This is a genomic window from Desulfosporosinus sp. I2 (assembly GCF_000960765.1).
In the GTDB taxonomy this organism is placed as follows: Bacteria; Bacillota; Desulfitobacteriia; order Desulfitobacteriales; family Desulfitobacteriaceae; genus Desulfosporosinus.
In genome coordinates this window covers 1-21,672 of record NZ_JYNH01000034.1, presented here as the reverse complement: position 1 = coordinate 21,672, position 21,672 = coordinate 1, and the positions used below count along the sequence as shown (strand labels likewise).

Sequence of the window (21,672 nt, the reverse complement as noted above, 5' to 3'; positions counted from 1 at the left end):
TCAAATCGCATTGTAACTCTCAAGTATAAAGCCTTTTATAAATCTGCTGGTATTTACTATATTGATTCTCGTAGAAAATTGCTTGCTTTGGATTAGGGTAAACCACGTTTTTTACCCGAGATAGTCTCATGCACGCACCTAGGCCTTTTTTTTCTACCCACAGCCAACCAAGCCAGAACCACCGCACCAAAGGCGGATCCTTGAGGTTCTTCCAAAATTTCTAACGGAGAATTTAGAACATCTGCCATGATTTGCACCCAGGTCGGAGAAGCGATAAAACCTCCCCCAATCCTCACGGAGTGGACAACGCCTGCCATCTCGACAATCGGTTCAAACACGCTCTTGAGGCGATAGGCTACCCCTTCCATCGCTGCTCGGGCAAAATGTCCTGGCCCGTGGGCCATATCGAGTCCAATCAAAGCCGCCCGGATCGACGGTTCCCAATTTGGAGAGCGTTCTCCTGTCAGAAACGGCATAAGCATCAGACCCTCCGAGCCCGACGTGACTTGAGCAGAGAGCATTTCAACTTCCTCAAAAGATGCACCGTTTAACCATTTTTCACGAACCCATTGTAGAGTTAAACCAGCATTATTGATGGCCCCCCCAACGACCCAAGCACCATCCGCTAAATAGTAGCACCAAGTTCTTCCTTGAGAATCCAACGTTGGTTTGGCAACTGTGATGCGGGCAGCCCCACTGGTTCCAATCATCACGGTTACTTCACCGGGATCAAGTGCTCCAGCGCCTAGGCTAGACAAGACCCCATCCCCTGCGCCGATAATGACCCGAACATCCGGACTTAACCCCAAACGGTCACTTACATCTCGGTTCACTCCTCTGAAAACGTCCGTTGTAGGAACAATCTCAGACAATTGTTCTCGCCTTATCCCAGTTGTTCGCAAGATCTCTTCGTCCCAATCAAACTTCGAGACATTAAAGAGACCCGTACTTGAGGCGATCGAGGCATCAATCACAAACCGCCCAAACCAACGATAAAACAGCAATTCTTTTAAGGAAAGAAAACGATCTGCTCGCTGGAAGATCTCCGGTTCTTCCTTTGCCAGCCAAACCAGTTTTCCGGGTAAATACATGGGATGAATTGGACAACAGGTTGTTTCGTAAAATTCTTTTTGTCGTCCTTCTAAGCGCCATTGTTCGGTTATAGGTGCACTGCGATTGTCAGCCCAAATAATACAGGGGCGCAAAGGTTTACCCTCACTCAGCGGAATTAGTCCATGATTTACGGCGCTAAAGCTAATCAGAGTCACCCTATATTGAGCTTCTTCAGCACTCTTTATCGCTACCTTAATGCACTCCTCGACTTGAGCTAGAACAAGATCCGAATCCTGTTCCGCCCAACCCGGCTTCGGGGATGACGTGGGATAAAAGCATTCAGCCATTACCACCACTTCAGCTTCATCAGAGTAAGCCACACAGCGACATCCTGTTGTCCCGATATCAACTCCCAGTGTTGCTTCTGGTAATGTAATCCTGTTCATCGAGCTACCCCTTTAGTGGACGTGTGACCATAGCATGGCCCCCAAATTCATTACGAAGAGCTGATACTACTTTACCCGCAAACGTGTCATTCTGCCTGGAACGCAGACGTGCTGCGTAAGACAAAGCAATCGCTTCGAACGGAACTCCAACCTTCCAGGCCTCTTCGATGGCCCAACTTCCCGTACTTCCACCGCCGACTTCGCCCATAATCTGACTAAGGTCTGTATCTTTGGCAAAGGCTCGTTCGGCCAATTCCATTAAATAGCTACTGACAATACTGCCTTTTGTCCATAAAGAAGCGATTTCTTGAAGGTTAAAATCATAGGGTGCGGCGTCTAAAAGCTCAAATCCTTCGCCGATCGCCTGTAACATACCGTACTCGATGGCATTGTGCACCATTTTGGTGTAATGCCCAGCCCCACTAGGTCCCACATGGGTACACGCCCCCCGACCCTGGGATAGTGCTTGAAGAAAGGGTTTGGCATGAGCAAAAGCCTCTGTATCTCCACCGACCATCAGGCAGAGACCAGTTTTTGCACCTTCAGTTCCCCCACTGGAACCGGAATCCAAGTAATGAATTCCTAACTCAGCCAACTGTTTGGATCTGCGTACGGAGTCTTGGTAAAAGGAATTTCCCCCATCAATGATGATATCCCCGGGGCTGAGAAATTGGCTCAGGCCATTTTCCCCAAATAAGACTTCTTCGATGGGATCTCCCGCTGGAACCATTAGCCAAATCACACGAGGGGCTTCTAAGGAGTCTGCTAATTCCTTTAAGGTGCGACATCCTTTGGCCCCTAGTTTAGATAGCTCATCAACTTGCTCCTGAAAAACATCAAAAACCGCAACTTTTATTCCCTTGGACAAAACATTTTCTACGGCTGAAGCACCCATTTTGCCGAGCCCGATCATGCCGTAAGCAGAATCCCTCATGTCTTTCACCACCCTCACAATTCACAATTCACAATTTATAATTTATAATTTATAATTTATAATTTATAATTATCTTCTGTTTAACTGTACATAAGAAATCATAGAAAATTTCCTTGTTGATCAAATTTAAACTCTTCTAATTCCCCTATTTCAAATTCGCCTTCGCGTTCGGACAATTCCTTCACAACCGCCTCAGAAGCCCAGAACTCCCCAATACGCAAGGTGTTTTTGATTCGAACCAGGCGGATCATGTTTGGATTATTCGCATTGCATGTCTTCACCGCTGCCCTAATAACGTCAAAGTCCGAACCCAGAGTTAAAGGAATTTTGACTGGGCCTGTGACCGTTGAAGTCAGGGCATTCGGATAGGTTTGTTCCAAATCCATTTTTTCTACAAGTCTCTTTGTTACAAAATCTGCGGTTCCGATTCCGTTAGCATTGCCGTGGCTTCGTTCCGTCAGATCCAAAAGAGCCATTTTAGCTATCTCTGGGCCGCCATGCGCATAGGGAGTCGGATAACGACCGGTTATATTAGGATCCATTCCATCCCCGCTAATGTCTTTGCCGATTTCGTCAATCACCAAGACGTCCAGCTGATTAACTGGCAAACAAGGCATTAGGCTTTTTGCCTGAATTAACAGCTTGGGTTCTTCCGCCATTAATTGCTCCGCTGGAATGGCCGTAATCGAATAGGTCTGGTCATAGGCATTTTCGACAATGCCCAGTCCAAACGTTACCTTTGACTTTTCTAACAGGAGTGAACCCATCTCAACAAGGGTCTGAGCCATATACTTAAATCCCCTGGCATGACAAACCTCGGCTCCTTTTTGTTTCCCTAAGCCAATCGTCAACATTTTAACCAATCCGCTTTCGATAGGACCTCGGAAAGCAGTATGTGGCTTAATTCGGTTTAAAAGTACGATGTGATCAGTCTCCAGTGCATCTTTGCTTAAGTACACCGGGATACCATCCGGCAACAATTCAATCATGCTAACGTCCAGGTTAGAAACTATTTCCGCCCCTACGACCTCAGGCACAATTCCTAACCTTAGTAGTATTTCCCTTTGCCCTTCAGCAGTGGCTCCACCATGACTCCCCATAGCTGGAATAATAGCCACTTCCGCCCCCCTTTTGTGAAGCTCAGTCACGAGGGTGCGAACGATCAACTGAAGGTTATCAATACCCCGGCTTCCGACACTGATGGCAACCTTTTCCCCTGCTTGAATACGATCAAGAGTTCCAGGACGTTTAAGGGCCTGACAAATCTCCTTTGGAATATCCCTAAGCTGTTCGTCGGAAAAGGTTTGGCGAATTCGAGCTACTTTTGGTAACGAAACACTTTGTAACAATTCTTCATAGATTCCCACTTTTTCACCTTCTCAACGCTTTATACCGCTGCAGCCGAGATTTCTTGACCAAGTTCTTTAGCCATGCGCGTTATTTCAGCATAGTTTTTAGTCTTCAGCCAATTTTTATTAACCAAGGCACTTCCCATGCCGACCGCTACAGCACCCGCTTTAATAAAGGCAGCTGCATTTTGAGCTGTAATTCCGCCCGTTGGGATAAATGGAATGTAAGGGAAAGGACCGCGCAGTTCCTTCAAATAGTTAACCCCTAAAGAACCTGCTGGAAATAGCTTAACGATATCGGCACCGCATTCCATTGCTAGGAGCGCCTCTGTCGGAGTCATCACTCCAGGGATAGCCATCCGTCCATAGCGGTGCGCGATCTGAATCACTTCGGGACGAACGACCGGAGAAAAGAGAAAATCTGCTCCAGCCTCAATTGCCTCACGTGCTGTCTCTGTATCAAGGACTGTCCCAGCACCCACGACAAGGCGCGGTTCCTTAGTCTTAAGGGTATTTATGACGTGCCAAGCATTGGGCGAATCTGAGGTGACTTCTACCATAAAGATTCCAGCTTCAATCAAAGCCTGGACCGTATCATAGGTCTCTTGCTTATCTAAGCCGCGCAAAATAGCTAAAATACCATTGTGCCAGAGTCTATGTTTAAACATCGCTTGCTTCCCTCCATTGCGTTTTTTACCCCTTAACCGCGCCAGCCGTTAAGCCACTGATAATATACTTCTGCGCAAACAGGGCTAGGATCAGAACGGGGAGAGTAATTACGACCGCTGCAGCCATCAACCCGCCCCAATTGATCGAGGAGTATGACAGAAATGAAAAAACAGCAATCGGTAGCGTTTCTGTTTTTTGTCCGGAAAGGACCAGTGAAAACATAAAGTTGTTCCAGGAAAAAACAAAGGAAAAAATCGAAGAGGTAATAATTCCAGGTCCGGAAATCGGCAAAACAATCCGCCAAAATGCTCCCTGGATGGTACATCCATCGACTCGAGCAGACTCTTCTAATTCCGAAGGAATATTTTCAAAGTAGGATACCATAATCCAGACGATAAAGGGCAAACCGACCAGCATATGGCTTAAGATCATGGAAGTGTAACTATCAACAAGACTTAGTTTGGAGAAAATAATGAACCAAGGTATCAGAAAGGTGATTCCTGGAACGATCCGGGCTATTAAAATGGTCATGCCTAACTTGTTTTGGTGATAGCGGGCAATTGAGTAGGCCGCGGGTAAACCCAGCACCAATGAGAGAATCGTTGAGGCTGCGGCTATAATAAAACTATTAAAAATGAACTTCATAAAGCTGTATTGTTGAAAAACATCAAGGTAATTCTGAAACGTTGGCTCAAAAACAAAGACATTATTCGGAGAAAGAATCTGCTGTTGGGTCTTGAACGAGGCCAAAATCATCCAAAAGAAGGGAAACAAAAAGGCTAAAACTACTGCTACGAGGAGCAGCCGTTGCAAAAACCGAACTGGATCCTTACGTTTTGCCATACATTAAGCCCCCCAACGTTTCCTGGCAGTAACCAGGAGCATACTCATTCCGAGAACAATCACAAAGAAGATCATAAGCAGTGACGAAGTCATACCTAAATGAAAATAAGAAAATCCTTGAACAAAACTATAAATGTTAATGGTTTCCGAATTAAAATCCGGTCCACCGGCTGTCATAGCATAAATAATGTCGAAGGTCTTCAAAGCATCAATCGACCGGAGGAGTACGGCAACCAGAATTGTCGGCTGTAAAAGAGGCAAGGTAATTTTGGTTAGTACTTGCCACCTTGATGCTCCATCAACCATAGCCGCCTCATAGGGCTCGGTCGGTAAAGATGACAAGCCAGCTAAAACGACTAAAGCAATCATCGGAGTCCATTGCCAGACATCGACAACAACGAGCGATGCCAAAACCTGATGTGGCGAGGCCAACCAAAGTAGAGGAGGAATATGCAAGAATTGAAGAACCTTATTGGCAAACCCAATGTTCGGTTCATAAATTAGCATCCAGACAAGACCAATGGCTACGGGGGTGGCAATCATGGGTAAGAGAAATAAGGTCTTTAAAGCGTTCTTCCCTTTAAAATCTTGGTTAAACAAGAGAGCAATACCCACTCCGAGGACCGTCTCAACTGCCACTGCAGAGATGGTGAAGGAAAAGGTGCGCCACAGAGACGCCATGAAACGCGGATCGCTAAACAAAAGGGTTTTATAATTCTCCACTCCGACCCAAGCCGGCGGTACCAGTGACGACATACTCCACTCATAAAAACTCAAACGGAAGGTGTAAGCAATAGGAAACACCATCATTAGTAAAACAAATAGAACTGCAGGCAGTGGAAACACGTATTTAATATTTCGCTCAAGCCAACGACTAAACATGGTTTACCCCCCTAAGTACAATTTAAAAGGAGAAGCCGAGCCTTCCGTATAAGCGGAAGGCTCGTTCATTCAAAAGAGGAGTGTTGGATCGAAGACTCTTATTTCTCTTTGTCCAAGATCGCTTGGAACGCAGCATTTGCAGTATCAGCTGCTGCCTTCACGTCTTTTCCTTGAATCGCTGCTTGAATCGGTCCTCCGACAGCGTCCCGCGCTGGTCCGATATTAATGACCAGAGGTCTGTCATGATCGACCGAGGTCTTCATGGATTCCTTAACAGTTGCGGCATACTCGGCTGGGAAGTTTTTGAGTCCCTCTGGGTTGTTCCAAACAGACTCGCGTGCACCAGGGTTGCCGGCTTGTTGCATTTTTAGAACTTGTTCTTTGCTGGTTGCCCACTTGATGAATTCCCAGGTTGCATCTTGATTTTTAGACTTAGCATTAAGCGCCAAAGCCCAAGAGGTAATATTGTAAGGCTTGGAACCAGCAGAACCAGCAGGGAATGGTGCAAACCCTACTTTATCCGAGACAGTGGATTTTTTGGGGTCGGTCAAGTTCGTATATAAGCTGTCTGCATCCGTTAAGAAAGCAGCCTGACCTTGTTGAAACACTGCGAAGGCCTCTGGCCATGCCATGTTCAGAGTTCCCGGAGGCCCATAGAGACGCTGAAGGTCACCATAGGTTTGGTAAGCTTTAATGGCTTCAGGGGTGTTCACGGTTGCTTTACCGTCTTTGGCAAAGTCGCCGCCCATACTATAGAGGAAGCTGGAGAGCTGAGTTACCGCCGGGGAAAGTTTACCACGAGCTACAAAACCGTAAAGTTTCTTGCTAGGATCGTTAACTTTTTTGGCAGCGGCGAGGAGCTCATCTAAGGTCTTGGGAACCGCTATATTGTTTTGGGTCAGGATGTCTTTGCGATAGTACAGGATTTCTCGTTCGGTAACAATCGGCACGCCATAGAGCTTATTATCCATGGTCACTGTACCGATAGCGCCTTTGTTGAAATCACTGATATCCCATGCTTTATCTTTCTGGGATTGAGTGGTTAAATCATTCAACCAACCATTTTTCGCGAAGAGCTTCCCTTCTTGAAGCGGGCGAAACATCATGGCATCAATCGTGGTCGTTCCAGAGGTCAGTTCAACAGTGAGCTTAGTGGTCAGTTGATCTTCGAAAAAGTTTTCTAGATTGACTTTGATCCCAGTTTTTTGCTCAAATTCCGGAAGTTGGGCTTTAATAGCATCCGCCCAAGGGTGGTTAGCAAAAACTACGCGTAGTTGAGTTCCAGCATACGGTTTATCCGTTGCTGCAGGTTGTGGGGTAGCCGTCTTAGTTCCACAGCCAGCGACTAGACCTAAGGTCATAGCCAAGCTTAAAACCATAGCGACTCCTCTTAAAAATTTTTTCGGTTTCTTCACAGTTTCCCCTCCTACTTTTTTAAATGAATTTTGTATTATAGTATATATATTCGGCATATCTTTTCTGATTCCTCTAGTTAAGAAAAAAATATTCTTCATTACATTATGGAAATGAAAATATTATTCGTTTTAAAGTTTAGTGTTGAAACACGTCTTGTGAAGCAAAGGGACAGTTGTCTTGCTTCACCCACTTTATTTATTGATTATAATTGCCCCAAGATTTGCCGAAGAAACTCTATGAGCATACCCCTTCAGGAGCTGGGAGGCTTTTTTCTGAATAGGGACAAACTTCTCTCGCCGAACTGCTAATTCTTTCGGTGCAACCATAAGGTCAAGTCGCCTATTTTCAATATCAATAACAATTCGATCACCATTTTGAACCAAGGCGATCGGCCCTCCGGCATAGGCTTCAGGTGAAATATATCCTGCCGAGACTCCACCTGACGCTCCTGAAAAGCGACCATCCGTTAAGATTGCTTTGCCGCCATGGACCTGTAAAAATTCGGTGACTCGATGTAATTCCCTCATTCCAGGACCACCCGCTGGTCCTTCATAACGCACCACCAGAATCTCTTCGGGAGTAACATCTTTAGCCTCTAAACATTCCTCCTCTGAGTTAAATACCCTAGCTACTCCCTCAATCTGACGTTCAGTCCCACTGATTGCGGACTGCTTGAGAAGTGCCCCTTCAGGTGCTAAACTGCCATATAATACGATTAATCCGCCCTCTTGTTTAAGTGAATTTTCCAAGGAATGAATTAATTCTCCGATTTCTTGTACATTACTTAAATTGTCCCGGACCGTTTGCCCTGTAACCGTTATTATGTCCGTTTGCAAAAGGGGTTCCAGACGTTTCATCACAGCTGGTGTCCCTCCTGCCCTATGAATATCAACGACCGTGTGGTCTTGGTCGTTCGGAACGACGGCTGTTAATAATGGAGTAATACGACTTAACCGATCAAAATCTTCTAACGTTAGATCAACATCGACTTCTTTAGCCAGGGCTAAGAGGTGGAGTACCGCATTCAAGGATCCGCCAATAGCTAACAAAACTCGAATCGCATTTTCGAAGGCTTCTTTGCTCAAAATTTGCTTCGGGGAAATTCCAGCTTGGATGAGTTTGACAATCTGGATTCCAGATTCTTTCGCTAGGCTGAAACGCAGAGAACTTTGCGCTGGCACAAGTCCATTTCCTGGTAAAGCTAACCCTATGGCCTCTGTCAGCATACCCATCGTATTGGCAGTTCCTAGATAAGGACATATCCCTGGACCAGGATAATATTTGAGGGTCTCTGCTACTAACGTTCTCTCGTCAATTTCACCCCGAAGGAAACTCTGACGCGCTGCTTTGGAATCCCGGGGCTTGATTTCCGGCACATTTGGCCCCGCTGAGACAAGAATACTGGGAAAATCAATCCGAGCCGCCGCCATCATCAATGCTGGCACGATTTTATCGCAGGAACCCAGTAATACCATTCCATCAAATATGTCGTGGCTTAGAATCATCGTCTCAATCGAATCGGCAATCAGTTCCCGGCTGGGAAGGACGTAATTCATGCCACAGTGTCCTTGGGTAATACCATCACAAATTGCTATCGTATTAAATTCCAGGGGTGTACCACCTGCCTGAAAAATTCCGCGTTTAACGTGTTCCGCTAGTTCTCTTAGTGGAGCATGTCCTGGGGCAATTTCATTCCAAGTGTTGACTACTGCAACGATCGGGCGGTCCAAATCCTCGTAACTAGAACCCGCAGAACACAAATGGGCCTTGGCAATGGCTCGCTGAAACGGTGGAAGTTGATTTAATCGATTTATCATAGAGACTCCCCCTTATGTGAAAATTCCTGAAGTTTCAGATACGCTCTGTCTCCTAAAATTATTAATTCCTTGAAAAGAGCATACCCGTCTTGGTAACGAGCGGTCCTCTCCTCATCTGGTCGTACTACATGAGCTAGTGGCACAAGCTTGGCACATTCCTCTAACGAGTTGATCTGTCCTAAAGCATACCAAGCCAGGAAGGCCCCCCCTAAGGCCGACCCCTGAGTATGTTCAAGGACCCCTAATGGCTTCCCTAACACATCGGCCAAGATCTTAACCCAAACCTGGGATTTGATAAAGCCCCCAGTTGCACGGATTTCCTCGACCGGTCCTGCTAAATCCGCCAGCAATTCAACGACCGAATTGAGCTGATAACAGATCCCTTCAAGTACTGCCCGTATTAGATGGTCACGACTATGATTTAGTTTCAATCCCCAGAAGCTTCCGGATAAATCCTCGCGCCAAAACGGTGCTCGTTCTCCAGTTAGATAGGGCAGGCAAAAAAGACCGTCTGACCCTGGAGCAACTTTATTGACCCCTTGGTTCATCAGTTCATAGAAAGTGTGAGTGAGCTCATTTTCGGAAATAAGTTCTTTAGAGGGTTCTCCCCTATCTAACAAAATGCCCTGCAACCAGCGCAACAGGATTCCTCCGTTATTGATGGGCCCGCCGACAATATAATGATTCGAATCCACATGATAACAAAAGAGGCGACCGTTAGGATCTAACATCGGTTTTTTAACCATTCCTCGAACTGCCCCACTCGTCCCTATGGAAATGGCTAAAGAACTCGGTTCAACAGCCCCTACCCCTAAATTGGCTAAGGCTCCATCACTTGCACCGGCAACAACCCTGATATTTTGGCCTAACCCTAACCTTTTGGTCAGTTCGGGTCTGATACACCCCAAAATATCTGTCGTTTTTACCAGCCTTGGCAACTGATCCCGGGTCACCCCACACCACGCCATCGCTTCCTGATCCCAATCCCGAGTCAAAAGATTATAGAGTCCTGTAGCCGAGGCGAGAGATTCATCGATCACCCACTCACCGAGCAAATCAAACAGGATCAAGGACTTTAAATCCGACCAAAGTTTCGCCCTGCCAAAGATCTCAGGTTCATTTTCCCTAAACCATGCCAGCTTAACCAGTGGCGACATGGCGTGGATCGGAGTTCCAGTTTTTTGATAGATTGAATTGCCTTGAATGCTAGAACGTAATCGTCCTGCCTCACCCTCAGCTCGTTGGTCGGCCCAGGTCACAAGATGGGTTATTGACTGATTAAACTCATCGATTGCCACTAAGGAATGCATCGCTGTACTTAGAACTAAGACATTTGGACAATTTGTTATTCCTGATAATACTAGTTGAATTGCCTGATGAAAAGCTGTCAAGACACTCTGTGTATCCTGCTCAACATAACCTGACTGAGTCTGAATCAAAGGATAGCTACTACTAGCTTCGCGAACCAGTTCTACCTCTCCGTTAAATATTGTCGCTTTGACGCTGGACGTTCCCACATCAACACTTAGAATCCATTCCCGCTGCTTCACCGCTTCCCCACCTTGCTATACATCATATAAGAAACATAATTGTTTTATCGTTACGCCAAACCACGTTCATGTGCTTAAACAAATCACCCACGAAGTTGTAGGGGCAATTCATGAATTGCCCCTACAACTAGTTCAACGTAGGATTTAAAACCGTTTCAAGGCAATTACTTCCCGAACTTTTTGGAGATTCTCCAACAGAATATCCCGCCGTAGCAAGGAAACTCCAACATACAACGTATCAATAATACTTAGTTGGGCGATTCGGGACGACATCGCTTCACTCCGATAATGAGATTCTTGGCTGGAGGAAAGCAAACAGATATCACTTTCTTTCGTGACAGGAGATTTAGGATAATTCGTTAAACAAATGGTCACGGCACCTGCTTGACGCGCTGTTTTTATGGATTGCACAATATCTATGTTACTCCCTGAGTGACTTATTGCCAAAACAACCGCTCCTGGCTGTAAAAGACGGGCCGAAATAACCTGCATATGCGAATCGGTAAGCGCAATACTGGGAATTCCGACGCGAATAAACTTGTGGTATGCATCCATCGCTATCGGCGCCGATCCTCCCAAACCATAAAATTCAATCCTGGTCGCCTGATGCAAGGTCTGAACTGCCTTCTCCAAACTTTTTTCATCAACAAGTGTTAAGGTGTCTTTTAGTGCCTCCATATTTGAATGGAAGACCTTAGCTGCAATGGTCAAGAGATTATCGTCAGGGGTGATCTCCTGATGGATATTTTGTAAGGGTTTGACTAAATCACTTGCTAGCGAGATTTTGAAAGCCTGGTAACCACCATATCCTAAACGTTTACACAAGCGGAAAATAGTTGCCTCAGCACTTTGGGCAAATTCCGCCAGTTCAGTAATTGAAAGATGAATGATTTGATCCGGATTTTTCAAAATATAACTAGCTACCCGACTTTCTGCGGACTTTAAGGAAGGTAGTATCCCCCTAATACGGGCAAGGCAGCCTTGTAAAAGATTCTCATCCATGCTTTTCCTCCATTTAATTGCTATGGTTACTTAACCAAAGTGCTATGTATAAATGAACTGCCCCAGTTAAACGTCGAGGATTATGCCCTGTTATTTCAGTGATACGATCTAAGCGATAGGTCAATGTATTTCTGTGAATATATAAGGCCCGAGCCGAGTCTGCAACACTCATATCCTTTTCCAGAAAAACTCTGAGAGTATCCAGCAATTCTTTATTCAGGTGCCCAAGAATACCTCGGATATAGTCTTGTCCGACAATCGAACGAGTCTCCAGCATCAGCACTGCTAGGCCCACATTCCACGCAGCTAAACCAAGTGTTCCGATAAAAAAGCGACGGTGCAGTTCGGTTAATTTCCGTACTTCTAAAAAGCCTGCCCAAATATCCTCTTCGATCACTTGTCCCACAAAGACGGTTGCCAAAACACCCAACTCATCCGCTAATAAGGAGTGAATCTGCTCAATCAAAGCATTTCCAAAAGCTTTTTGTTCCACTAGCCCATCCTCATTTCGGTCAAGCGGAACATAGAGAAATAGATCGGGCTTAAGAACCCAGAGAACGGGTGCCTGGGGAAAAAGGTTCTCCAGCACCTCGACCACCTCAGGGATCCAAGTTGAACAGTGAACTAGTACCGGAAAGCCTAGCGATAGACCCTTTAGCTGATAAGTTCCAACCCGCGCAGCGAATGTCCCTGTATCCCACTTCTCTACAAGCGCCATGTTAAGAAGTTTTTCCCATGTCCAAGGTTCAAGTTGAACTCGGTCACTGACAATCAGTCCATCAAATATCTCTCGAGCCAAGGCTTTTAAAACGCGAGTCGTAAAGGGTCCTGCCTCTCCGCTTCCGGGATCATAGACCAATTCGACAATTTCATCCCCGACCGATACTTCAAGAGTCCTTAATTGTCCCGGACCTTGACCATCCAGTGAACTATCATCAGTGGATTGACGCTCCGAACCAACTCGAAAGTATACACCCGTTGCGTCAGAAAGACGCCGAGCTAACTCCTGTGCTTTTACTAGTTGATTACCGTCGTTTTGGACCATGTTATACTTCATCCTAGCATTTCTTTCCTTTGCCTGCCTATACTTCTGGCTACAGCTACTCATATTCTATCACTCTAATCGAGGTAACCCAATACTAAATCAACTATGAATGATTTAATAGGAGGCTTCATAACCTTGTCTATGAATTACAGCTTGGGTTTCCACATCAAAATAGCGAGCTTGACTCATGTCAAAAGCCACTTTATGAATTTGAAGTGGTTTTGACTGGCTCGTCGCTTCTACCCGGGCAATTAAGTTTTCTCCGTTGATCGTAAAATGAATATAATTTTCCGCACCTAGGGGTTCGACGACATCCACATGCACATCTAATGACCAAGCTGGATGGTCTTTTATATAGGAAAGATCGTCATTAATGGACTCAGGGCGAATCCCCATAATGATTTCTTTCCCGAGATAGGGTGTCAAAGCCTCTCGACGTTCCGCCAGTGGTGCAAGGCGAAGCTCCTTGTTCACGAGCCAGAGTTCACCCTTTTCTTCAATCAGGGTTGCCCGCAAAAAATTCATGGCAGGCGAACCGATGAAACCAGCAACAAACATATTGCACGGATGATTATACAAGTTCATTGGGGTATCCACTTGCTGGATATATCCATCTTTCATGACGACAATCCTGTCACCCATCGTCATCGCCTCGGTTTGGTCATGAGTCACATAAACCACGGTTGTCTGTAAACGATGTCGAAGCTTGGAAATCTCAGCCCTCATTTGCACCCTCAACTTAGCATCTAAGTTGGATAGCGGCTCGTCCATCAAAAATACTTTAGGTTCTCGAACAATTGCTCGGCCTAAAGCCACCCGTTGTCGTTGTCCGCCAGATAACGCTTTCGGCTTACGATCTAAAAGATGTTCGATATCCAGAATTGTAGCCGCTTCCTTCACTCTCTTGTCGATATCAGCCTTTGGCATTTTGCGTAACTTTAAGCCGAAAGCCATATTCTCGTAAACACTCATATGAGGATAAAGAGCATAACTTTGGAAGACCATGGCAATATCTCGGTCTTTTGGCGCTACATTGTTGATTAATTGGTCTCCTATATAGATTTCTCCGCTGGTTGTTTCCTCTAGACCAGCGATCATCCGAAGAGTCGTCGTTTTTCCACAGCCGGAAGGACCGACCAGAACCAAGAATTCCTTATCTTGAATTTCCAAATTAAAATCATAAACCACCGTATTCTGATCATATTTTTTGACAACATTCTTGAAGCTTAACCCTGCCACTAACACCCTCCCCTTCCCAATTTTCTCCTCTTATTAAGTCGGCTGGAACGTTCTTACTACCTTATTGTAACAAGTCTTAGACAGGACAATCTATTGGCACAATGAACAAATATCGCTGCACCGTTGACGAATTTTATAACAATGCATTCAAGAGCTATTTCAATCGTCACTATGAGACTGATAAATAGATTCCAGGAATCATTGAGTATCTACATATCTGGCTGATACATGTGTAGCATCGCAAAAAGGCTTGTTACTTGATTTACCACAGCGACAAAGAGCGACTCTATTTCTTACTTCATATGTAAAGCTCTCTGACGATTCAATGGGTATATTTCCTTTAACATAAATTGGAGCACTGACCCCTCGCTCGGGATCTTGAAGGATTTCTATGGACGGCTCAAATTTAGGTTCGATTATATTTCCTTCTTTATCAACCGCAATAAGTCTGCCTGCTGGACAGTTATTTGCGGCTTTGATGGCCTCTTCTCTATATTTAGGATTATCGGATTGATCTGTTAGTTCCCATACATTGCCTTCTTCTCTGTGACAAAACCTAGCAAAAGCACACCGATCATCATCTAATAGATCTAGATTTGGTCCTTCTTGCTTAAACGCTCTATCTATATACTTTTCTTTCGATGCTGTTTCCGTTCCATCAAATTCAGAAATTTCATGGGAACCATCACAAAAAGGTGGATTTTTGGATTTTCCGCATCGACAGAGTGCATATACCTCCGCCTGTTGGAATGATTGCCCCTCCTTATATTCATAGCCCTTACCTTTAGGTACAATAATTTTCTCAGATAAAGATACATTTCCCGTAACAAGGTATGGCCCGTTCTTTTGTATTTTGATTTTATAGTTTTGTTTCTCCTTTGACATAACTAACCTCACCTTTCAATTGATTTCCTTTGAACAAAAGAGTTAAATTAATAGCGGCAAAAAGTGCGCCATATATTAGATTAAATGACTGTCTAAACATTCATCTAGACAGCCATTTAATATTCAACTCATTTTTCACGAGAAATCTTAATTATTCGGACAAAACTCTTAAAGCATCCTCGAGAGCGAGCAGGTACTGTGAGGGCAAGTCATGAACCGTTTCCCGGATTTGCGTAAAGGCCTTTCGATGCGCGTCTATCGCTTGGGCGTCCTGGGGATAACAGGAGTCTACCAATTTAACCAGAGCACCAGCCTGTTCGGCATGTCCATGCTGGCTAAGATAATCATACAGGGGAAGAGCAAATTTAAATACATCACTTTGAGTTTTAATGGTAAAAGACATTTAACAACCTCCACTAAATTAAGTTTTTTAAACCTATAACAGGATTCTACTACAGTTTTATGATAAGACAAAATTTTTTGCCTTTTGTACTACTTTATAAGTAGTACAGGAACTAGAGATTGTTGAACAACGGTATGATTGACGCTCCCCAGAAATTCCTTAAAACCGCTCAGTCCTCTGCTCCCTCGAAGCTTTTGAAGAAAGGAATGTTGCAGGACCTGTTGGCGCAAAGTTTGGCGTTGCATTAATCCCATTCATGCCTGGACTTGATATGCAGAAAATTTCACTTATACGCGTCCGTGAACCTCATTGTTTAATCGTCATTCAATGGTTTGGCGAACAAATGGGTATATGTCGCCTGCCGCATCGTATTTTAAGTCCTATGTTGAAAACAGTATGCGTTTAACCAAATGGGAATTGTGATTGTAATATCTTCACTACATCTTCAATTCAATTCCTCTCAAGGACTTGGAAATAATTCTTGTGAGGTTCAGCAAACTTTCAGCTGAACCTCAGCCTTGTTTCAGATAGTTATTGCATAATGATATTGTTCTTGCAAATACATATTGCAAAACAATAAATGAAAGAGGGTAAAAATCATGCAAAAAATAAAAACAATCGCAATTGCTACAACTATACTAACACTTTTATCGGCATCTGCAGTATTCGCAGCCACGACAAGTAATAGTACAGTATCTGTTCCAAAGTTTTCTCAAACACAGTCAGGCAGAGTTGACGGTGGTTTTAAAAGTCGGCTAGATAGTCTTTTAACAGCAGGAACCATCACTCAAGTTCAAGAAGACGCTATTGAAGCAGCTCTCAAAACTACGATGACTACTCCAAATGGCAGAGCTCACAACGGACATCAGGGCAGATTAGAATCACTCGTCACAGAAGGGACCATAACCCAAGACCAAGCAGATGCTATTTCAGCTGCTATGGAAACTGCAACTAAGGGACCAGACGGAGCTAAAACGGCTTTAGAAGCTCTCGTTACAGCAGGTACGATTACCCAAGTTCAGTCTGATGCCGTTACTTCTAATAAGGGAAACATGAATAGGGGCGAAGCTAACGGACATCAAGGCAGATTAAAATCACTCGTCACTGCAGGGACCATCACTCAAGACCAAGCAGATGCTATTTCAGCTGCTTTGGAAACCGCAACTAAGGGACCAGACGGAGCTAAAACAGCTTTAGATGCTCTCGTTACAGCAGGTACGATTACCCAAGATCAAGCTGATGCTATTCAAACAGCTATGACACCTTCAAGGGGTGCCTTCAATAAAGGACCTAACGATGGATTTAAAACTGCCTTGGATAGTCTCGTATCTGCTGAAACCATCACTCAAGCTCAAGAAGATGCTATTCTAGGTTCCTAAGATCACGGAAGCGTGTCGGCTATTTATTTGCTACACCTATTCCACCGAACCATTAGACTGTTAAGAAAGAGTAAAAACGAGGCTGTGAGCGATGATTGCTTTCAACCTCGTTTTTTATGTTCAATTCTCACCCTTTTCATAAAGTTCAAAGTTTAAAGTATTTCCATCGATATAACTAAGAATTAGGAGATTTGCATCCGTACTATTTCTTAATTTTAAGTCAAGTTCAGGAAATGCTACTGTTGCATCCTGCCCGGGAGGAACATAATCTACAGTCAGGGAGTGACGATGTCTTTCGAGAATATCAAAATTGGCTCTCATTGAAGGAGAACCGTTCTCCAGGTGTTAATAGTTTACCATCGAGAGCCTTTGCAGCAAGGCGAATGTTTTCCGTACGATTGACTTGGGTTGAGTCAAAGTGAGTAGAGTATTGAGCGATTAGACCTGCGCTCTTCTCAACGGTGGGCTTTTTAATAGTAAGACTAAGTTTGATTGCGTTGCTATATCCGTCTACGGCTCCAGCATAAACACTTGACCCTATTGTGCTGGTATCGACAAGTATGGGATTCCATTGAACAGGCACCTCAATACTATCACTGTTATAAAGCTTAGCTATCACCGATCATACATGCCGCCACGCCCTTACAGTGGCTGAAACTAAAATAAATATCCCCTCTGTTTTTAAGATAGGGTTTTCCGTTGGAACGATAAATAAATTCAGGAATTTCGTCTATGCGATATTCCTTTTTCATGCCGTAACGCAACAGAACATATACCACAGCAGACCGCAGCTTGTCCTCATGATTGGTTGTACTGTATTCATCAGATTTGTCACAAGTATGGCATCGGACATGGTTCCCGGCTTAGCAAATACAAGGAAGGTCAGATTGTATAAAGAGTTTAGCGACAATCTATAACTGACAAATTAACATAAAAAGAACTGGCTCATCACCAGTTCAATTCTTTCAGCAGATCATAATTAATTATCCAACCAACGTGAAGCCCTTCTCTAAATCCTTTCAATACACTCAATAAGCTTTTCTGCCACATATTCAGCATCATCGACGGATAGCTTCGAATAAAGTGGTAATGAAATTTCATTTGCATACTGGGCATGTGCATTCGGATAATCTTCAAGTCTATAACCGAGGTTCCTATAAAGCGTAAACATGGGCAGCGGCATGAAGTGCACATTTGTAGCAATATCTCTTTCGCCCATCATAAGTATTACACGATCCCTCTGTTCTTCGCTAAAATCCTTCAGTCTTAATGTATATAAGTGATAGCATGTTTCTACTTCATCATCTTTGTCAAAGGGAAGGATCGCCCATTCTTTCGAACCAAGTATATTATTATAAACTTTATGGAGTTCCGCTCTTTTTCTTAACATTTCATCATACCTTCGAAGTTGAACACGGCCTATTGCTGCCATAATATCGGTCATATTACATTTAAATCCATCGGTTAAAATATCATATTTCCAAGCACCTGCTTGCATCTTTGAAAAAGCGTCTTTATTCTGGCCATGTAATGAAGTGTATTTAAATACCCTATATAAGTCTTCTTTGCCGTGAAAGCTGTTGTGGTTATAAGTAATTGCTCCACCTTCTGCCGTAGTCAGGTTCTTTATGGCATGAAACGAGAAAACATGGAAGTCCATCTGCCCTCCAACCTTCTGGCCTTTATACTTCGCTCCAAAAGAGTGTGCGGAGTCAGAAATCAGAGTAATATCTTCACGGTTTTTCGCCTTCACGACTTTCCTTATCGAATCGTAGTTAACGGGCACACCCGCAATGTCAACTGTCATAATCGCTTTAGTTTTCGGCGTGATCGCCTCATAAATCTTTTGTTCATCAATTAAGAAACTATCTTTCTTAACATCTACGAACTTTGGCATTATTTCTCTATGTAAAAGTACGTTTGATGTAGCAGCATAGGTGTAAGGTGTCGTTATCACTTCATCATTCCTGCCTATACCCAAAACCTTTAAAATGAGCTCTAACCCTGCTGTTGCACTATTTAAAGTAACCGCTTGATGAGTACCACAGTAATTTGCTAGTTCTTGCTCAAATAAAGTTGAATTTGGACCCGTTGTAATCCATCCGGACCTTAATACTTCTGAAACCGCATAAATTTCTTCCTCAGTTATATCAGGTGGTGAAAAAGATATTTTTCTAATAGCCATCCTTAAGTTCCTTTCCTTACTTTTATAAAGGCCAAATGTCCCGGATCTGATTTTAGTTTTTATAAAATAATTTAATCTTTTCACATATAAACTCAACTTCATCCGTCGTTATTTCAGGATAGATCGGAAGCGCAATTATCTTATTCGATACCCTCTCCGCGATTGGAAAATCACCTTTTTTATACCCTAGATCCCCAAAACACGCCTGTAAATGAAGCGGGCGGGGATAATAAATACTATACCCGATTTCATTTTTTGCCAAGTATTCTGCCAATTCATCCCTATTTTCTGCCAATAGGTTAAACACATAGTAAACTGGCTTCTGTTCTCCTTTAATTTTAGGGAACCTTATATTTTTACAATCGCTTAATGTTTCAATATATTGCTTTGCAATCTCTTCTCTCTTTCTTATTGCATCATCAATATACTTCAATTTGACCAGTAATATTGCAGCCTGGAGTGTATCCAAGCGCGAATTATAACCGACATATTCATAATGGTATTTCTTTGAAGCACCATGTACCCGATAATACTTCGCTTGTTGCGCAAGTTCTTCGTTATTAGTAATAATCATTCCACCATCACCATAGCCCCCAAGGGTTTTGGTTGGAAAAAAAGAAAACACGCCAAAGTCACCGATCGTTCCAGAATGTTTATAGTGTCTGCCATTTCCCTTCCATCTCATACCAAAGGCTTCAGCAGCATCTTCAAGCACCTTTAGTTGATGATTACCTGCGATATCCATTATCCTATCCATATCCGCCATTTGATCAAACAAGTGTATAGGAAGGATCCCTATCGTCTTTTGATTGACCTTTTCTTCAATCTTATTTACATCCATTGCAAAAGTCTCTTCATCGATATCCACAAAAACCGGACGCCCTCTATGCTTTGTGATGCATGATGCAGAGGCGAGGAATGTAAATGGAGAAGTAATAACCTCTTTTCCGTCCTTGAAACCAAGAATATCTGCTGCGATGATGAGCGCATCCGTTCCAGAGGCTACTCCAATGGCATATTTCGCTTGCGTATATTGTTGGATATCGTTCTCAAGTTGAGCGACTTGTTCGCCAAGAATAAAATTCCCCTTCTCGAGGACAGACTGAATCGCACGATTAAATTCGTCCTTTTTCTCATTAAACTCTCTTTGCGACGTATAAAAACTTACTTTCAAAATTCATCTAACCTTCTTTCAGTGCTCTCTTTGGCTATTAATACTTTAACGCCCATTTGTAGTATTTTCGTAATTTCTTCATCTGGTGCTTCCCAATCCGTAATAAGAACATCCAATTCATTTAAATCAATTGTTTTTACAAAGAATTCTGTGCCCACCTTATCAAAATTCGCAAGGCATATTTTGCGACGAGAGACTCCCGCAACAGCCCTTTGGAAAATAGCTCCTTCCGGAGTTGAGCTGCTCAGTCCATGTTTTGCAGAAATTCCCCCACCGGTCAAAAAAGCTGTATCTATTCGTAACGTTCTTATAAATTCAGTCGCCAAAGGATCAACAATTCCTTCTTCACTTTTAACTTTTCCGCATACGATATAGGTTTCAATATTACTGTGGTGTTTAAGTCTTTCAGCAATTATGAGTGAATTTGTAATTACGGTATAATCCCGATCATCTGGTAAAAACTTCAACAAAATATAGTGAATACTGGCCCCACCTATAAATAAAGTATCACCCTGCTCAATGAATGATGCAGCAAGCTTAGCAACTGCGTTTTGATGCTCTGTTCCCTCACTAAATCTAATCCGATCATCCATCGGAAATCTTCTAACCTTTGACAAAGGCACGGCCCCTCCATGAGTTCTTTTTAAAAGACCGTCTTCTTCCATCAATGTAAGATCTCTACGAATAGTATCAATAGAAACCTTAAATTCTTCAGAAAGTTCTTTTGCAAATACCCTTCCCAATGATTTAACTTTGGAAAGTATTTGCTCACGACGTTCCTCTGCAAACATCTCTATACCTCCTTTTGTTACGATATATCAATAGGATATCATTAATTTACGGTTTTGTTAAGTATTTTTTGCTATATATTGCTGTTGTATTCAGCTTTATGCGGCTTGTTGCTGTTTTAATCTTATTATTTGGTAGGTAAGACCATGATTACATGACAATAATTTAACCCCCTTCAATTCGTTATAATAAGAAAGACCTCTAACAAACTTGCAAACAAGGTTTGTTAGAGGTCTTCATTCCGAACACCGCAGCAACAACAAGTAAAAGGGCAAGGAATACTGTACAAATATCAACGTGTTAAATTTAATAAAAATTTAGTATTTTTTAATGCACAATAACAAATGCTATGCTTGTCTTTAATATAAAACTTGGGAGGTATAAATCTTAATGACAAAAAATGCAAAACAACATGTTCAAGATGTGACTAATCATCTTCAAAATGCCAAAAATTGTTTAAACAGTGCGCTTACTACAGTAGAAAAACCAGAAAATAAACAACAAATTCAAAACACACTCAATGCCGTTGATGGAGCATTACAAACAGCCAATACTACACTTTCAAATTATAAGGGATAATTGAAGAGGAGCTTATGCTCCTCTTATTTATTT

General features: G+C 43.2%; 20 protein-coding genes and 1 pseudogene. 2 read left to right on the top strand and 19 right to left on the bottom strand.

The window, feature by feature from the left end:
• Positions 1-92 precede the first annotated feature (92 nt).
• From UF75_RS10150 to UF75_RS10085, 14 genes are all read right to left on the bottom strand, one after another.
• Entirely contained in the window at positions 93-1,499 is a 1,407-nt protein-coding gene (locus tag UF75_RS10150) for a gluconokinase (RefSeq protein WP_052693125.1), read from the bottom strand.
• 4 nt (positions 1,500-1,503) lie between these two features.
• Positions 1,504-2,433 carry a phosphogluconate dehydrogenase (NAD(+)-dependent, decarboxylating) gene (gene gnd, locus UF75_RS10145; protein ID WP_045574493.1) on the bottom strand — a complete coding sequence of 310 codons (930 nt, stop codon included), beginning with the start codon at positions 2,431-2,433 and terminating at the stop codon, positions 1,504-1,506.
• A gap of 98 nt (positions 2,434-2,531) precedes the next feature.
• Positions 2,532-3,800, bottom strand: a complete 1,269-nt coding sequence (locus tag UF75_RS10140; protein WP_045574492.1) for a lactate racemase domain-containing protein — start codon at positions 3,798-3,800, stop codon at positions 2,532-2,534.
• 20 nt (positions 3,801-3,820) lie between these two features.
• Positions 3,821-4,450: a bifunctional 4-hydroxy-2-oxoglutarate aldolase/2-dehydro-3-deoxy-phosphogluconate aldolase gene (locus UF75_RS10135; RefSeq protein ID WP_045574491.1), complete on the bottom strand. Its 630-nt coding sequence runs from the start codon at positions 4,448-4,450 to the stop codon at positions 3,821-3,823.
• A gap of 25 nt (positions 4,451-4,475) precedes the next feature.
• Positions 4,476-5,294, bottom strand: coding sequence for a carbohydrate ABC transporter permease (locus UF75_RS10130; RefSeq protein ID WP_045574490.1), 819 nt, complete (start codon positions 5,292-5,294; stop codon positions 4,476-4,478).
• 3 nt (positions 5,295-5,297) lie between these two features.
• The gene (locus tag UF75_RS10125; RefSeq protein WP_045574489.1) at positions 5,298-6,176 is read right to left on the bottom strand and encodes a sugar ABC transporter permease; all 879 of its coding nucleotides are present in this window, start codon (positions 6,174-6,176) and stop codon (positions 5,298-5,300) included.
• A 98-nt stretch (positions 6,177-6,274) separates the two neighbouring features.
• Complete coding sequence (locus tag UF75_RS10120) at positions 6,275-7,591, bottom strand: sugar ABC transporter substrate-binding protein (protein ID WP_197079369.1); 1,317 nt, start codon at positions 7,589-7,591, stop codon at positions 6,275-6,277.
• 192 nt (positions 7,592-7,783) lie between these two features.
• The gene (gene ilvD, locus UF75_RS10115) at positions 7,784-9,409 is read right to left on the bottom strand and encodes a dihydroxy-acid dehydratase (protein WP_045574487.1); all 1,626 of its coding nucleotides are present in this window, start codon (positions 9,407-9,409) and stop codon (positions 7,784-7,786) included.
• Positions 9,406-10,959 carry a gluconokinase gene (locus UF75_RS10110; RefSeq protein ID WP_045574486.1) on the bottom strand — a complete coding sequence of 518 codons (1,554 nt, stop codon included), beginning with the start codon at positions 10,957-10,959 and terminating at the stop codon, positions 9,406-9,408. The genes ilvD and UF75_RS10110 overlap by 4 nt, the downstream gene beginning before the upstream one ends.
• Before the next feature lie 144 nt (positions 10,960-11,103).
• Positions 11,104-11,961, bottom strand: coding sequence for a MurR/RpiR family transcriptional regulator (locus UF75_RS10105; RefSeq protein WP_045574485.1), 858 nt, complete (start codon positions 11,959-11,961; stop codon positions 11,104-11,106).
• Between the two features lie 13 nt (positions 11,962-11,974).
• Positions 11,975-13,006, bottom strand: coding sequence for a PucR family transcriptional regulator (locus UF75_RS10100; protein WP_045574484.1), 1,032 nt, complete (start codon positions 13,004-13,006; stop codon positions 11,975-11,977).
• Positions 13,007-13,120: 114 nt separating this feature from the next.
• A complete protein-coding gene (gene ugpC / locus UF75_RS10095; protein WP_045574483.1) occupies positions 13,121-14,245 on the bottom strand; it encodes a sn-glycerol-3-phosphate ABC transporter ATP-binding protein UgpC in 1,125 nt (374 codons plus the stop codon).
• A 198-nt stretch (positions 14,246-14,443) separates the two neighbouring features.
• Positions 14,444-15,130 carry a CDGSH iron-sulfur domain-containing protein gene (locus UF75_RS10090; RefSeq protein ID WP_045574482.1) on the bottom strand — a complete coding sequence of 229 codons (687 nt, stop codon included), beginning with the start codon at positions 15,128-15,130 and terminating at the stop codon, positions 14,444-14,446.
• Between the two features lie 151 nt (positions 15,131-15,281).
• Positions 15,282-15,533 (bottom strand): hypothetical protein, encoded by a 252-nt coding sequence (locus UF75_RS10085; protein WP_045574481.1) that lies wholly within the window; start codon positions 15,531-15,533, stop codon positions 15,282-15,284.
• A gap of 599 nt (positions 15,534-16,132) precedes the next feature.
• Here UF75_RS10085 and UF75_RS10080 point away from each other — a divergent pair.
• Positions 16,133-16,912, top strand: coding sequence for a hypothetical protein (locus UF75_RS10080; RefSeq protein WP_045574480.1), 780 nt, complete (start codon positions 16,133-16,135; stop codon positions 16,910-16,912).
• A gap of 120 nt (positions 16,913-17,032) precedes the next feature.
• Here the strand turns inward: UF75_RS10080 and UF75_RS26995 are convergent.
• The 5 genes and pseudogenes from UF75_RS26995 to UF75_RS10055 all read right to left on the bottom strand — a co-directional run bounded on the left by UF75_RS26995 (position 17,033) and on the right by UF75_RS10055 (position 21,062).
• A pseudogene (locus UF75_RS26995) lies at positions 17,033-17,495 on the bottom strand (VanW family protein).
• A 25-nt stretch (positions 17,496-17,520) separates the two neighbouring features.
• Positions 17,521-17,676, bottom strand: coding sequence for a hypothetical protein (locus UF75_RS29030; protein WP_207642478.1), 156 nt, complete (start codon positions 17,674-17,676; stop codon positions 17,521-17,523).
• Positions 17,677-17,921: 245 nt separating this feature from the next.
• Complete coding sequence (locus tag UF75_RS10065; RefSeq protein ID WP_242860191.1) at positions 17,922-19,091, bottom strand: DegT/DnrJ/EryC1/StrS aminotransferase family protein; 1,170 nt, start codon at positions 19,089-19,091, stop codon at positions 17,922-17,924.
• A gap of 58 nt (positions 19,092-19,149) precedes the next feature.
• A complete protein-coding gene (locus UF75_RS10060; protein WP_045574477.1) occupies positions 19,150-20,271 on the bottom strand; it encodes a DegT/DnrJ/EryC1/StrS family aminotransferase in 1,122 nt (373 codons plus the stop codon).
• A complete protein-coding gene (locus UF75_RS10055; RefSeq protein ID WP_045574476.1) occupies positions 20,268-21,062 on the bottom strand; it encodes a DeoR/GlpR family DNA-binding transcription regulator in 795 nt (264 codons plus the stop codon). The genes UF75_RS10060 and UF75_RS10055 overlap by 4 nt, the downstream gene beginning before the upstream one ends.
• Positions 21,063-21,450: 388 nt before the next feature.
• Here UF75_RS10055 and UF75_RS10050 point away from each other — a divergent pair, with 388 nt between their 5' ends.
• The gene (locus UF75_RS10050) at positions 21,451-21,639 is read left to right on the top strand and encodes an EscE/YscE/SsaE family type III secretion system needle protein co-chaperone (protein WP_045574475.1); all 189 of its coding nucleotides are present in this window, start codon (positions 21,451-21,453) and stop codon (positions 21,637-21,639) included.
• Positions 21,640-21,672 lie beyond the last annotated feature (33 nt).

What these genes read in the sequence shown, in the direction of transcription:
- UF75_RS10150 (WP_052693125.1), bottom strand. Translation starts at nt 1,499, where the DNA reads ATGAACAGGATTACATTACCAGAAGCAACACTGGGAGTTGATATCGGG.
- gnd (WP_045574493.1), bottom strand. Translation starts at nt 2,433, where the DNA reads ATGAGGGATTCTGCTTACGGCATGATCGGGCTCGGCAAAATGGGTGCT.
- UF75_RS10135 (WP_045574491.1), bottom strand. Translation starts at nt 4,450, where the DNA reads ATGTTTAAACATAGACTCTGGCACAATGGTATTTTAGCTATTTTGCGC.
- UF75_RS10130 (WP_045574490.1), bottom strand. Translation starts at nt 5,294, where the DNA reads ATGGCAAAACGTAAGGATCCAGTTCGGTTTTTGCAACGGCTGCTCCTC.
- UF75_RS10125 (WP_045574489.1), bottom strand. Translation starts at nt 6,176, where the DNA reads ATGTTTAGTCGTTGGCTTGAGCGAAATATTAAATACGTGTTTCCACTG.
- ilvD (WP_045574487.1), bottom strand. Translation starts at nt 9,409, where the DNA reads ATGATAAATCGATTAAATCAACTTCCACCGTTTCAGCGAGCCATTGCC.
- UF75_RS10105 (WP_045574485.1), bottom strand. Translation starts at nt 11,961, where the DNA reads ATGGATGAGAATCTTTTACAAGGCTGCCTTGCCCGTATTAGGGGGATA.
- UF75_RS10100 (WP_045574484.1), bottom strand. Translation starts at nt 13,006, where the DNA reads ATGGTCCAAAACGACGGTAATCAACTAGTAAAAGCACAGGAGTTAGCT.
- UF75_RS10090 (WP_045574482.1), bottom strand. Translation starts at nt 15,130, where the DNA reads ATGTCAAAGGAGAAACAAAACTATAAAATCAAAATACAAAAGAACGGG.
- UF75_RS10085 (WP_045574481.1), bottom strand. Translation starts at nt 15,533, where the DNA reads ATGTCTTTTACCATTAAAACTCAAAGTGATGTATTTAAATTTGCTCTT.
- UF75_RS10080 (WP_045574480.1), top strand. Translation starts at nt 16,133, where the DNA reads ATGCAAAAAATAAAAACAATCGCAATTGCTACAACTATACTAACACTT.
- UF75_RS10055 (WP_045574476.1), bottom strand. Translation starts at nt 21,062, where the DNA reads ATGTTTGCAGAGGAACGTCGTGAGCAAATACTTTCCAAAGTTAAATCA.
- UF75_RS10050 (WP_045574475.1), top strand. Translation starts at nt 21,451, where the DNA reads ATGACAAAAAATGCAAAACAACATGTTCAAGATGTGACTAATCATCTT.